At 60.8% G+C, this 13,400-nt stretch carries 11 protein-coding genes and 1 pseudogene; 3 read left to right on the forward strand and 9 right to left on the reverse strand.

All coding sequences use genetic code 11. From position 1 onward, the window contains the following. Positions 1-14: 14 nt before the first annotated feature. On the forward strand, positions 15-1,019 hold the full coding sequence (locus V8Z78_RS09145) for a Bug family tripartite tricarboxylate transporter substrate binding protein (RefSeq protein ID WP_003064488.1): 1,005 nt from the start codon (positions 15-17) through the stop codon (positions 1,017-1,019). A gap of 102 nt (positions 1,020-1,121) precedes the next feature. On the opposite strand, the gene V8Z78_RS09150 is transcribed toward V8Z78_RS09145, so the two are convergent. The 3 genes from V8Z78_RS09150 to V8Z78_RS09160 form a co-directional block, all read right to left on the reverse strand. Then, complete coding sequence (locus tag V8Z78_RS09150) at positions 1,122-2,408, reverse strand: EAL and HDOD domain-containing protein (RefSeq protein ID WP_003064490.1); 1,287 nt, start codon at positions 2,406-2,408, stop codon at positions 1,122-1,124. A 35-nt stretch (positions 2,409-2,443) separates the two neighbouring features. Further along, positions 2,444-3,703: an EAL and HDOD domain-containing protein gene (locus V8Z78_RS09155; RefSeq protein ID WP_349731255.1), complete on the reverse strand. Its 1,260-nt coding sequence runs from the start codon at positions 3,701-3,703 to the stop codon at positions 2,444-2,446. Positions 3,704-3,864: 161 nt separating this feature from the next. Continuing rightward, positions 3,865-4,671: a ferritin-like domain-containing protein gene (locus V8Z78_RS09160; RefSeq protein WP_349731256.1), complete on the reverse strand. Its 807-nt coding sequence runs from the start codon at positions 4,669-4,671 to the stop codon at positions 3,865-3,867. A 50-nt stretch (positions 4,672-4,721) separates the two neighbouring features. On the opposite strand from V8Z78_RS09160, the gene V8Z78_RS09165 reads away from it, so the two are divergent. Continuing rightward, positions 4,722-5,246, forward strand: a complete 525-nt coding sequence (locus V8Z78_RS09165) for a gamma carbonic anhydrase family protein (RefSeq protein WP_003064497.1) — start codon at positions 4,722-4,724, stop codon at positions 5,244-5,246. A gap of 30 nt (positions 5,247-5,276) precedes the next feature. Next, on the forward strand, positions 5,277-6,284 hold the full coding sequence (gene hslO / locus V8Z78_RS09170) for an Hsp33 family molecular chaperone HslO (RefSeq protein ID WP_003064499.1): 1,008 nt from the start codon (positions 5,277-5,279) through the stop codon (positions 6,282-6,284). Positions 6,285-6,407: 123 nt separating this feature from the next. Here hslO and V8Z78_RS09175 read toward each other — a convergent pair whose 3' ends face one another. The 6 genes and pseudogenes from V8Z78_RS09175 to ltrA all read right to left on the reverse strand — a co-directional run. Then, a complete protein-coding gene (locus tag V8Z78_RS09175) occupies positions 6,408-6,950 on the reverse strand; it encodes a hypothetical protein (RefSeq protein WP_349731257.1) in 543 nt (180 codons plus the stop codon). Continuing rightward, positions 6,919-7,197: a septum formation initiator family protein gene (locus V8Z78_RS09180; protein WP_003064503.1), complete on the reverse strand. Its 279-nt coding sequence runs from the start codon at positions 7,195-7,197 to the stop codon at positions 6,919-6,921. The genes V8Z78_RS09175 and V8Z78_RS09180 overlap by 32 nt, the downstream gene beginning before the upstream one ends. A gap of 77 nt (positions 7,198-7,274) precedes the next feature. Then, positions 7,275-8,560: pseudogene (eno, locus tag V8Z78_RS09185) on the reverse strand (phosphopyruvate hydratase). Positions 8,561-8,995: 435 nt separating this feature from the next. Continuing rightward, positions 8,996-9,853, reverse strand: a complete 858-nt coding sequence (gene kdsA, locus V8Z78_RS09190; RefSeq protein ID WP_003057718.1) for a 3-deoxy-8-phosphooctulonate synthase — start codon at positions 9,851-9,853, stop codon at positions 8,996-8,998. Between the two features lie 150 nt (positions 9,854-10,003). Further along, positions 10,004-11,665: a CTP synthase gene (pyrG, locus tag V8Z78_RS09195; protein ID WP_003064508.1), complete on the reverse strand. Its 1,662-nt coding sequence runs from the start codon at positions 11,663-11,665 to the stop codon at positions 10,004-10,006. A gap of 168 nt (positions 11,666-11,833) precedes the next feature. After that, positions 11,834-13,400, reverse strand: a 1,567-nt coding sequence (gene ltrA, locus V8Z78_RS09200) for a group II intron reverse transcriptase/maturase (protein WP_349731258.1), incomplete at its 5' end; no start/stop codon positions are given.

The following is a 13,400-nucleotide window of genomic DNA, read 5'->3' on the forward strand; positions in this document are numbered from 1 at the left end:
TTGGATTTCGAGTGATGACTAACTTTCTGCGTCGCAGCATGCTGACCTGTGCCCTGGCAGCCGTGCTGCCTGCCACCTTGTCCCTGAATGTCCAGGCGGCCGACAAAGCCGACGCGGCTGGCTGGCCCAGCCGTCCCATTCGTCTGGTGGTGTCCTACCCTGCCGGTGGTGTCAGCGATGTGGTGGCCCGTGCACTGGGTGAAAAGCTGTCGCAGTCGCTGGGTCAGTCGGTGGTGATCGACAACAAGGCCGGTGCGGGTGGCGCGATTGGCCTGGATCAGGTCGCCAAGTCCAACCCCGATGGCTATACGCTGGGCTTTTCGTCCATCAGCCCGCTGACGCTGAGCCCCCATCTGGGCAAGCCGCTGTTCGATCCGCACAAGGATATTGTTCCCGTGGTCAGCGTGATGTACTCGCCCGTGCTGCTGCTGGGAACGACTCGCTTGACTGCCAAGAGCTTTCCCGAGCTGATGACCCAGGCCAAGGCCCACCCCGGCGATGTGCGCTGGGCCACGGCCGGTCTGGCCTCGCTGGGCCACATCATGCTCGAGCAGATTGCCGATCAGGGCAAGGTTCAGATCACCCATGTGCCTTACAAGGGCGGCGGCCAGCAGCTCAATGACGGCCTGAGTGCACAGTTCGAGGTATTGTCCACGAATGCCGGTCCGGCAGTGATGCAGCACATCAAGGCCGGCAAGTTCAAGGCCCTGGCCGTGGGTGCTCCGGCGCGTCTGGACTCGCTGCCCCAGGTGCCCACGCTGGCCGAGCTGGGTTACAAGAACGCCAACACCACATCGGTCTTCGGCATCTTCGCTCCCGCCGGTGTGCCTGCCCCCGTGCTGGCTCGCCTGAATGCCGAGGTGAACAAGGCGCTGGCGCTGCCCGAGATCCGTCAGCGCCTGGAGGCCACGGACAATGTTCCTACCGGAGGCAAGGCAGCGGACTTTGCCAAGCAGATCGAAGCCGAGTCCAGGTCCAACGCCCAGATCATCAAGGCTGCAGGTATCCAGACCAATTGATCGGGACTTTCTTGAATGAAAAAGGGCTTGCGGTCACATCGGCCGCAAGCCCTTTTTCGTTGTGCGCAGCAAGCGCACTGACTGGTCGCGAAGCGGATTGGCTCAGATCACTTCACTGGCCAGGTTGTCGGCCCAGCTCAGCGCCTGCAGATGGGCCCAGTTGACCTGGTGGTTGGACAGCTGCAGCGCATTGGCGGCGCGGGCAAAAGCCGCTTCGTCGCCCGACTCGCAGGCGCGCGTCAGATCCAGGAAGGGCGCAAAAACGCCTTGGTTGTGTACCAGTGCGTCAACCACGGACTGGGGCAGGGCCACGGATTCAAGGGCCTTGGCCATGGGCTGGCTCAGCATCACATCGAGCAGCGAGAAAACGCCCACGACGAAGGCGTGGTCGCATTCCTCGGGCGGCAGCAGCTCGGCGGTCAGCAGCTCCATCAGGCGGCCGCGCACCACGGCCGTCTGGCCCACAGCCGGCGGTGTGCCGCCGGCGCGTGAGGTGGTCAGCAGCAGGGCCGCCCAGCGGAACAGCTTCTTGAGGCCCAGAATCATCACCGCATGGCGGAAGGAGGTGATCTCGCAGGACAGGCCGAAGCCCGAGCTGTTGATGAAGCGCAACAGGTTGAAGGACAGCGTGGGGTCCTTCTTGAGCAGCTCTTCGATCTCCTCCGTGCTGGCCTGCTGGCGCACCAGGTTGATGAGCTGGATGATGGTGGTCTGCGTGGGGCGGATGGTGCGCGCCTGCACGAGCTGGGGCTGGGCGAACCAGTAGCCCTGGAACAGCTTCACCCCAAGGCTCCGCATATGCTCGAACTGCTCGGCTGTTTCGACCTTCTCGGCCACGATCTGGGCGCGTGTGTAGGTCTGGGCAAACTTCACCAGCTTTTCGGCATGCTCGATTCCGAAGCTCTGCATGTCCAGCTTGACGAAGGAGGCCATGGGCAGCCATGACGCATAGTTGCGGCGCAGCAGGTTCTGGTCGAAAGCCAGGCGAAAGCCACGCTGGCGCAGGGCCGCAAATGTGGGCAGGCAGGCTTCGATGTTTTCCTGCGTGGCATCGGCAGGCAGGGCCGGCACTTCCAGTACCACACGGTCGGGGTGAATCAGCTCCAGGTGGCCGCCGCTCAGGCTGTCATGGGTGCAGTTGATGAAAACCGTCTTTTTGCCCACCAGGGCCTCGGCACCGGCGTAGGACAGTGCATTGAACAGCAGCGCCGCATCGGATGCCGCTGTGTGTGCGTTATGTGCAACCGAGCGGTCAAACAGCTCGTAGCCATACACATCCCGTTTTTCATCGACGATTGCCTGACGCGCAATGCTGGCCATATTGGCCTCGTCCCTGTCTGCAACGGGGCTGGCGGTCGGTGAAGAGGAGTTGGTGTCAGAGGTATCCATGTCGGTTATCGCTTGGGTGTGGGGCAGAAGCGCTGTCAGTCGGACAGACACTCCGTCCATCTCAAAGCCTGCAGGTGAGCGTGATTGATGTCCCCGTGCTCCAGCTCCAGGCTGCAGGCACTGCGGTCGAATTGTTCCTGGTCATGACTCTCGCAGGCCTTGGTGAGCATCAGCAGCTCGCCCAGAATGCCTTCATGATGCAGCAGCGCGGCGGAGACCGACTCGGACACCGGAATCAGCGCCAGCGCTGCAGGCAAAGGCATGCCCAGCATGCGGTCCAGCATGGAGAACATGCCGCAGATAAAGGCCAGATCTGCGTCGGTGTCCGTCAGCGAGTGCTTGGCCAGCAGCTCCATCAGACGGCCGCGAATCACGGCGGTCTGGCCTACGGCCGGTGGGGGGCCGCCTTCGCGGGCAGCCGTCAGCAGCATGGCAGCCCAGCGAAACAGCTTGTTCAGGCCGAGCAGCATCACGGCCTGCTTGAAAGAGGTGATCTTGCGATGGGCGCAAAAGCTGGCCGAGTTGATGAGGCGCAGCAGGTTGAAGGCCAGGGCTGCGTCCTTTTTGAGAACTTCCTCGATCGCATCGGTGCTGGCCTGCTCGCGTACCAGCGTCAGCAACTGGATGATGCTTTGCTGCGTCGGGGTCAGAAGGCGGGTCTGCATCACCGTGGGACGGGCAAACCAGAAGCCCTGGAAAAGCTCTATGCCCAGGCGCTGGCCCAACTCTTGCTGGTGGGCACTTTCGACTTTTTCGGCGATCAACTCGGCGCGGGTGTGGCGGTTGGCGAACTTGACCAGCACCGTAAGCTGGTCCGGTGCCAGCGTGGAGAGGTCTAGCTTGATGTAGTCGGCCAGCGGCAGCCAGGCCGAATACACAGACTCCAGTACCGTGTGGTTGAAGGCCAGATGAAAGCCCTGGTCCTTGAGTGCCAGCAAGGTGGGCAGGCGGGCTGCCACCTCATGCACGGCGGCATGGCCCAGAGGAGGGATCTCCAGTACCACCTTGTCGGCCGGCAGCAGCTCCAGGTGCTCGCCGGTCAGGCCTTCGTGAGTGCAGTTCACGAACATGAGCTTGGTGCCGACCAGATCTTCCTCTCCAGCATGCGTGAGGGCCGCAAAGATCAGCGTCGCGTCTGAGGCCATGGTATGACCATAAGGCGAGCGCGAGCGGTTGAACAGCTCGTAACCAATGATTTGCTGCAGCCCGTTGACGATGGGCTGGCGTGCAATCATGCCTTTGGACAGGTTGCGCGGCGAGGCGAATGCCTGGTCCTCTATGGTTTGTTCACTCATTGCTGCATGACGTCTGTGTGAGAAATGGTTGGCTGGACCGGTTATTGTAAGAACGAGCCGATCATAGTGTCAGCTTCGTGCGTTCAGGCCGTTTGTGCCAACAACTTCGGTTCGCGGGCCTTGCTTGCCGGTGGTTCTTGATTCGAGTCAAGAAAAAATACCTAAATCTGTTGCAGCCAGGCGATCTCGGTCGCGGTGAAGCCTGCGGCGCGGCGTGCCTTCTCATTGAAGGGCGGGCGCAGGCGCGGCGCTTCGTGGCGCTGTGTCAGCTCCAGGTACAACGACTCGGGGTCCAGGCCGTTTTTCTCGCACAGCCAGCGATACCAGTGGTTGCCTATGGCCACATGGCCCACTTCCTCGCGCAAGATGATGTCCAGAATGTCGCAGGCCGCCAGCGCATCGGTCGCGTGGGTGTTGCGCAGCTTGTTCTGGATCTGCGGCGTGGCGTCCAGGCCGCGCGCCTCCAGCGTTCTGGGTACCAGGGCCATGCGGGCCACGATGTCGCCCGCCGTTTTCTCGCACATGGTCCACAGGCCCTGGTGGGCTGGATGGTCGCCATAGTCCTGACCATGATGCTGGCGCAGATGATCGCGTAGCAGGCGGAAATGCTTGGCTTCCTCTGCAGCCACCTGAAGCCAATCGTGGTAGTACTGCCCGGGCATGCCGTCAAAGCGCCAGATGGCGTCCAGTGCGAGGTTGATGGCATTGAACTCTATATGTGCAATGGCATGGATGAGCACGGCCCTGCCTTCGAGGGTGGCCGGCGAGCGGCGCGCCATGGCGGTGTGGTGCTTGAGCTCGGGCCGGGCCGGGCGACCGGGCAGCTCGGATTCGGGGATGCGCAGTGTCGGTGCTGTTTCTGCTATCGAATAGAGAGCTTTTTGTGCATGCAGATCAATGGCTGCAGCAGCTTTTTTCTCTGGGTCTGCAAGACACAAGACCTCTAGCGCGCGATGACGTAACTCCATCCCTACAATTCTAGGTTCTATAAAGAAGCAACCCACAGGGAGACAAGCAGATGGCAATTTACGAACTCGACGGCGTTGCGCCGCAGATCGACGAAAGCGCCTGGGTGGCCGACAGCGCCGAGGTCATGGGCCGCGTCAAGCTGGACAAGGACGCCAGCGTCTGGTTTGGAACGGTCATCCGCGGGGATACCGAAAACATCAGCATCGGTGCGGGCTCCAACATCCAGGATGCCAGCGTGCTGCATGCCGATTTCGGCAAACCGCTTACGGTGGGTTGCAATGTGACGGTTGGCCACCAAGTAATGCTGCATGGCTGCACGATTGGCGATGGCTCGCTCATCGGCATCGGTGCAGTGGTGCTCAACGGCGCCAGGATAGGCAGGAACTGCCTTGTGGGCGCAGGCTCGCTGGTGACCGAGGGCAAGGAATTTCCCGACGGCTCCATGATCCTCGGCAGCCCCGCCAAGGTCGTGCGCGAGCTATCGCCCGAGCAGATCGAAGGTCTGCGCCAGAGCGCCAGGAACTATGTTGAAAATGCTCGCCGCTTCAAGCGCGGCTTGCGCAAGCTGGGCTGAGGGCCCAGCTCTTTACCGGAATCGATTAGCGTGTCTGAACTGCATAAATTCATTTTTGACGGCCTGCCCGTGCGTGGTGCCATTGTTCGCCTGACTGACTCCTGGCAGGAAATCCTGCAGCGCCGTGCCGGCAACAAGGATACCGGCGCCTATCCCGAGGCCGTCAGCACCTTGCTCGGCGAGATGACGGCGGCTGGCGTGCTGATGCAGTCCAATATCAAGTTCAATGGCGCGCTGGTATTCCAGGTCATGGGCGATGGCCCCGTCAAACTGGCTGTGGCCGAAGTGCAGTCGGACCTGAGCCTGCGTGCCACGGCATCGTTGGTGGGAGAGGCCAGTCTGCCCCTGCGCGGCCAGTTGGCCCCGCTGGCAGAATTGGTCAATGCCCATGGCGCGGGCCGCTGCGCCGTCACGCTGGACCCCAAGGACCGCCAGCCCGGCCAGAACCCCTATCAGGGCGTGGTGCCGCTCAACGATGGCGCTGGCGGTCGCTTCGAGCGTCTGTCGGATGCGCTGCAGTTCTACATGATGCAGTCCGAGCAACTCGACACCGTGATGGTGCTGGCTGCCAATGACCAGATCGCTGCCGGTCTGATGCTGCAGCGCATGCCTGTGAAGGGCGAGGCGAATCTAGCCGCGGCCACCGAAAGCGGGGAGGCCGAGCATGACGCCCAGGGCCTGAACGAGGAGTACAACCGCATTGCCACGCTGGCCTCCAGCCTGACGCAGCAAGAGCTGTTGACGCTGGATGTGGAGACCATTTTGCGGCGCCTGTTCTGGGAAGAGAAGCTGCTGCGCTTCGCTCCTCAGGCCGACGAGCAGGCCCCGCGTTTCGCCTGCACCTGCAGCCGTGACCGTGTGGCCGCCATGCTGACCTCGCTGGGCGAGGAAGAGGTGGATTCCATCGTGGCCGAGCGTGGCAAGATCGAGGTGGGCTGCGACTTCTGCGGCCAGCAATACCAGTTCGACGCCATCGATGCGGCGCGTCTGTTCACCGAAGTGCAAAAGCAGCCGCCCAGCTCCAGCTCGGTGCAGTAACTGAACAGTCTGCTCGCGGCTATGGAGCTCTGATGGCGGTGGAGACACCCTGCAAGAGCCCAGGCCGGGCAGCGCGGGTGTCTTCCTGCTCGGAAAAGACAGGGGGAGAAGGCACGAGGCGCCTCAGGGGGCGCTTTTCAAGGCCTCGAACAGTGCCAGCTCGCACTCGGGATCGCCGCATTGCTCGCAGGCTTTGCGGCGTATTTTCTGACTCGAACTCCATGGGTTTTTGCTTGAAATCCAATCCCAGTCTGCGCCCGGTTCCATGAATTTCAGAGAGGCAGCCAGTTGCTGCCATTGGGCAGACGGTCTGCCGTACAGCATCACATAGCTCTGCGAGCGTGCTTCCAGTAGTGCGCGCCATTGGCCGATCTGCTGCGCGATAGCGGGGTCCGGGTCGGCATCGCGCCAGTCCTGGCCCAGCACATAGACCAGGGCATCGGCCGGCCATTCATCGCCGCTCGCGGGGGCCAGGCATTGCCAGGGCGTGTCATGGCCCGCATCCAGACGGGCCTGCAGCAAGCCATGCGCCATGCCGCGCGCCAGTGCATGCGGTGCGCCCAGCAGCACCACCGTGGGCGCAGGAACAGCAAAGCCAGCGCAGGGCTGGCTTTGATGCAGAGCGGGTGCCGGGTCAGCGCTTGGAAACCTGAATATAGATTTCATTGGGTTTGACCATGCCCAGCTCGTAACGGGCCTTTTCTTCCACGGTGGACAGGCCGTCCTTGAGGTCATTGACCTCGGATTGCAGCCTGTCGTTTTCCGATTTTTCTAGGGCGTTGGCCGCGTATTGATCCTTGATTTGCTGCTGCAGCTCGTGCACATAGGCCATGCTGCCATTGCCCAGCCAGAGCTGGGCATGAATGGCGGTCAGCAAGACCAGCAAAGTGACGCAGACGACGCGGTTGACCATAAAAAAAACCTGGTGGAATCAAGGGTAAGCGCCCCAGCCGCAAAGCGGTTGCCGGGCACTTACTTCAGCTGCGCACTTTAGCGCAGGTTGTAGAAGGCAGCACGGCCGGGGTACTCGGCCACATCGCCCAGGTCTTCCTCGATGCGCAGCAGCTGGTTGTACTTGGCGATACGGTCGGAGCGGCTCATGGAGCCGGTCTTGATTTGACCAGCATTCAGGCCCACGGCGATGTCGGCAATGGTGCTGTCTTCGGTTTCGCCCGAACGGTGCGAGATCACGGCGGTGTAGCCGGCGCGCTTGGCCATTTCGATGGCGGCGAAGGTCTCGGTCAGGGTGCCGATCTGGTTGATCTTGATCAGGATCGAGTTGGCGATGCGCTTTTCGATGCCTTCCTTGAGGATCTTGGTGTGGTCACGAACAGGTCGTCACCCACCAGCTGAACCTTGGCGCCCAGGCGCTCGGTCAGGATCTTCCAGCCATCCCAGTCGCCTTCGTGCATGCCGTCTTCGATGGAGATGATGGGGTACTTGTCGCACCAGCCGGCCAGCATGTCGGTCCACTGCGTCGAAGTCAGTGTCATATTGCCTTCGCCGGCCAGCACGTACATGCCGTCCTTGTAGAACTCGGAAGCTGCGCAGTCCAGGCCCAGGGCGATCTGCTCGCCGGGCTTGTAGCCGGCCTTTTCGATGGCTTCGATGATCAGCTGGATCGCGGCTTCGTGGTTTTCCACGGAAGGTGCGAAACCGCCTTCGTCGCCCACGGCGGTGGACATGCCATTGTGGTGGATGATGGCCTTCAGTGCGTGGAAGACTTCGGCGCCCCAGCGCACGGCTTCACGGAAGGTTGGGGCACCCACGGGGATGATCATGAACTCTTGCAGGTCCAGCGAGTTGTTCGCGTGGGCGCCGCCGTTGATCACGTTCATCATGGGGACAGGCAGCTGCACGCCGCCCATGCCGCCGAAGTAGCGGTACAGGGGCAGGCCGGCTTCTTCGGCTGCTGCGCGGGCCACGGCCATGGAGACGGCCAGCATGGCGTTGGCGCCCAGGCGGCTCTTGTTGTCGGTGCCGTCCAGGTCGATCAGGGTCTTGTCCAGGAAAGCCTGCTCGGAAGCGTCCAGGCCCAGCACGGCTTCGGAGATTTCGGTGTTGATGTGCTCAACAGCCTTCAGGACACCCTTGCCCAGGTAACGGCTCTTGTCGCCATCACGCAGTTCAATGGCTTCGCGCGAGCCGGTGGATGCGCCCGAGGGCACGGCGGCACGGCCCATCACGCCGGATTCCAGCAGCACGTCGCACTCAACGGTGGGATTGCCGCGGCTGTCCAGCACTTCGCGGCCTACGATGTCAACAATGGCACTCATTGCATTTCCTTTGGGTTTCTGAAATCGGTACGTGCAGGCTGACTTCTTTCATGAAATCACGCCCAAGCGCTTGTGCATGAAGCGCAAGCTGCTATCAAAATTGTGAAGCCGACTCTTCTCCACATGCTGCGCGCGCGCCATGCACGCGACGAGTATGGAAGAGGCTGAGGCGGCTATTGTGCACAAATTTGGTGGGCCGCTTTTGCCTTGACGTGTTGCAGCCGTCGAATTTCTTGCGCAAGACGTTTCTGTGCAAGCATTCGGACACAAAAGCGGATACAAAAAAGGCATGACGCCACGCTTCATCGTGTCGGTCATGCCGGGGTGCATCATCTGCTCAGACGCCGGTGCCCGCCTTGGGGCGGCCGGGGCGTATGGACATGCAGGCCTGCAGCAAGGCCGTCATGTCGCTGCTGATGCGCTGTGTATGCATGCTCAGGCCTGGAAATGGTCTTCCAGGAAGCCGTTGCGCTTGGTCACATCGTCCAGCGCCACCAGGGTTTCGAGCAGGGCCTTCATGTGCTTGAGCGGCACGGCATTGGGGCCGTCCGACAGGGCATTGCAGGGATCGGGATGGGTTTCCATGAACAGGCCTGCCACGCCCACGGCCACGGCCGCACGCGAGAGCACGGGCACCATCTCGCGCATGCCGCCGCTGGAGGTGCCGTTGCCGCCAGGCAGCTGCACGCTGTGGGTGGCGTCGAACACGACAGGAGCGCCGGTCTCGCGCATGATGGCCAGCGAGCGCATGTCGCTGACCAGATTGTTGTAGCCAAAGCTGGCGCCGCGTTCGCAGGCCGTGAAGCTGTCTGCGGGCAGGCCCGCTTCCACCGCCGCAGCACGGGCCTTGTCGATGACATTCTTCATGTCATGCGGGGCCAGGAACTGGCCCTTCTTGATGTTCACGGGCTTGCCCGACTGGGCCACGGCGCGGATGAAGTCCGTCTGGCGGCACAGGAAGGCGGGGGTCTGCAGCATGTCGACGACAGACGCCACGTAAGGCACTTCGGCCTCGGTGTGCACATCGGTGAGGATGGGCACGTTCAATTCCTTCTTCACCTTGGCGAGGATTTCCAGGCCTTTTTCCATGCCGGGGCCGCGAAAGCTGGTGCCCGAGGAGCGGTTGGCCTTGTCGAAGCTGCTCTTGAAGATGAAGTGAATGCCCAGCGAGGAAGTGATTTCCTTGAGTTGCCCGGCCACGTCCATCTGCAGCTGTTCGGATTCGACCACGCAAGGGCCGGCGATCAGAAAGAAGCGCTTGTCCAGACCAATATCAAAGCCGCAGAGTTTCATGGTGGGTTCCTTTTTGCGCGCCGCGCATGCTTCAAAAACTGAAGCGGCCAGCGCTCTACATTGAATGGTTTCAACATCATTTGATGCTGAGGTCATTGCATTTCAAGCGCTGGCAGCTCCTATTTGAGGATTGATTCCGAAGGAAGGGAATCAGGCCTTCTTGCCCGGCTGGGCCTTGTTGTCCATGGCCGCCTTGATGAAGGCGTTGAACAGCGGGTGACCATCCCAGGGGGTGGACTTGAACTCGGGGTGGAATTGCACACCGATGTACCAGGGGTGAACCTTGGCGGGCAGCTCGACGATTTCGGTCAGCTGTTCGCGCTGGGTCAGGGCCGAGATCACCAGGCCGGCTTCGCGCAGCTGGTCCAGATACTGGGTGTTGGCTTCATAGCGGTGGCGGTGACGCTCGGTCACCACGTCGCCGTAGATGCTGTGCGCCAGCGTGCCCTTTTGCACGTCGGAAGACTGTGCGCCCAGGCGCATGGTGCCGCCCAGGTCGGAGTTCTCGTCACGGGTCTTGATCGTGCCGTCCGCATCCTTCCACTCGGTGATCAGGGCGATCACGGGGTTGGGGGTGGCGGGGTCGAACTCGGTGGAGTTGGCGCCTGCCAGGCCGGCCACATGACGGGCGTACTCGATGGTGGCGACCTGCATGCCCAGGCAGATGCCCAGGTAGGGCACCTTGTTCTCGCGGGCGAAACGGGCCGTGGAGATCTTGCCTTCCACACCGCGCGAGCCGAAGCCGCCGGGCACCAGAATGCCGTCGTAATCCTTGAGCAGCTTGGTGGCATCCGCGTCGTGGATGGTTTCCGAGTCCACATGGGTGATCTTCACGCGCACATGGTTGCGCATGCCGGCGTGCTTGAGCGCTTCGTTGACCGACTTGTAGGCGTCGGACAGCTCCACGTACTTGCCCACCATGGCAATCTTGACTTCGCCCTGGGGATGCTCGGTCTCATAGACCAGATCGTCCCAGCGCTTGAGATTGGTGGGAGGCGTGTTCAGGCGCAGCTTGTCGCAGATCAGGCCGTCCAGACCCTGCTCGTGCAGCATGCGCGGCACCTTGTAGATGGTGTCCACGTCCCACATGGAGATCACACCCCACTCGGGCACATTGGTGAAGAGGGAAATCTTGCTCTTTTCCTCTTCGGGCACCTGGTGCTTGGCGCGGCACAGCAGCGCATCGGGCTGGATGCCGATTTCGCGCAGCTTCTGCACGGTGTGCTGGGTGGGCTTGGTCTTGAGCTCGCCGGCCGTCTCGATGAACGGCAGGTAGGTCAGGTGCACAAAGGCGGAGTTGTTGGGGCCGAGCTTGAGCGCCAGCTGACGCGCAGCTTCCAGGAAGGGCAGGGACTCGATGTCGCCCACGGTGCCGCCGACTTCGCAGATGGCCACATCCACTTCGTGGTCGGTGCCAAGGCCCGCGCCGCGCTTGATGTATTCCTGGATCTCGTTGGTGACATGGGGGATGACCTGCACGGTCTTGCCCAGATAGTCGCCACGGCGTTCCTTTTCCAGCACGGACTGATAGATGCGGCCCGTGGTGAAGTTGTTGCTCTGACGCATGCGCGTTTCGATGAAACGCTCATAGTGTCCCAGGTCCAGATCGGTCTCGGCTCCGTCATCGGTCACGAACACTTCGCCGTGCTGGAAGGGCGACATGGTGCCCGGGTCCACGTTGATATAGGGATCGAGCTTGATGAGGGTGACTTTGAGACCGCGCGATTCCAAAATCGCAGCAAGGGAGGCTGAGGCGATTCCCTTACCTAGGGAAGACACCACACCGCCGGTGACGAAGACGAACTTGGTCATGTCTTTTTTTTGGTGGTGGAGGGTAGGGACAGTTCATTGCTGAACCATCCCCCCCTAAGAACCGGACTTGCGACTTTCATCGCATCCGGCTCAAGCACAACACCGTCCATGTAGTTGTGAATCGAGGATTCTAATTCCTCGGTCTTTCCCTATGTGGACGCGAAGCCTTTATGAGGCCGGTTTCGCTACCTGCAAACCCAAGGCATGCAGTCGTCTATGACAGACCGGATGCAGTAGCACCCGATTGGAGAGGTTGTCTGACCCGCCCATCACCTTGTAAACAATGTGGTGGTCGTGCCAGCGTTCACCATCCTCCAACGGCTCCGCACAAAGTGCGCAACGCCCATTTTGGCTGATATACAGCATCGAAGTTTCGTACTGGTACGTCATATTTTTCAACATGCGTTTCGTTCTCAACTCCTCTCCGTACACCTCCCATACTGGGTCAAAGGGGTTGTATTCCCCCTTGATCTTTTCGTGCCTCACGATCTCTGTATCTGCAAGCTTCAACAGTTTGATCATGAGTGGGCCATCTGCCTTTTTCACAGTTGCAGCAAACTCATCCCTGTCCTTGATGCGCCGCCAGTAACGGCTTTTGCACCAGGGGTGGGACTTATTCGGATGTCGCCTTCTCGTCCAGCGCACCAAGCGCCAGTAGATAAGGCTGTCCATCCGACTGAAGGTTTCCTTCGCCACCACCGGTTGGTGGTACCGCGCCCAGCCTCGAAGGATTGGGTTCAGTTTGGCAATGAGATCCTCCTGCTTCGTCGATAGGTGTGTTTTCACGATTTCACTGACTTTGCGATAGAACGCTTGCGCGTTCTTCTTGCTCGGTTTGATCAAGAGCTTCCCTTTGTATTTGCGGAAGTTCCATCCCAGGAAATCGAAACCCTCGTCTATGTGAACGACCTTGGTCTTCTCCGGCGACAGTTGCAGACCTCGTTGTGCGAGGAAGGCTTCTATCCACGGCTTGATTTCTGTTTCCAGCAGCTCTAGCGAGATGCCGGTCACCACAAAATCGTCGGCGTACCGGATCACATGGACTTTGAGTCCTTTGGCTTTCGTCTTTCCGTATTTCGCAACCAAGTGCGCTTTCAGGTCGGTTTCCAGCCCGTTCAAACACATGTTCGCCAGGGTTGGCGAGATGATGCCGCCTTGCGGCGTCCCTTCTTCAGTTGGCGATAGGTGTCCTCTATGGACTACCCCGGCTTTCAGCCATTTGCGCAGGATCGTCTTGTTCATGGGAACTTGACGCACCAGCCACTCGTGGCTGATATGGTCGAAACAGCCTCGAATATCTGCCTCCAACACCCAAGCAGCCGCAGACCGCTGAGAGGTGGTGACGAATATCTGGCCCATGGCATCTGCCGTCGAACGATTTCTCCTGAAGCCGTAGCTATTCGGATCGCTCGTGGTTTCTGCCACGGGTTCCAGACCAAGCAGGTGTAACGCCTGCATGGCCCGATCCAACATGGTTGGGATGCCCAGAGGACGCTCCTTCCCGTTGGCTTTGGGGATGTAGACCCGCCGCAATGGCTTGGGTCTGTATCCCCTCTGCTGTTTCAACCTTCCAATCGCCGCCCGTTTCAAGGCAGGAGAATCCCAAAGCTGACGATCGACTCCCGCCGTTCGCTTGCCTTGGTTTTCAGTTACACGTCTTACCGCCAGAGCCCTGGCGGAAAACGAGTGGTTTAAAGACCGTTGCAGAGCTTTCACCCTGCGCCAGTCCTTGTCC

Origin of the sequence: Comamonas sp. wu1-DMT, from assembly GCF_040187805.1 — a bacterium.
Lineage (GTDB): Bacteria > Pseudomonadota > Gammaproteobacteria > Burkholderiales > Burkholderiaceae_C > Comamonas > Comamonas thiooxydans.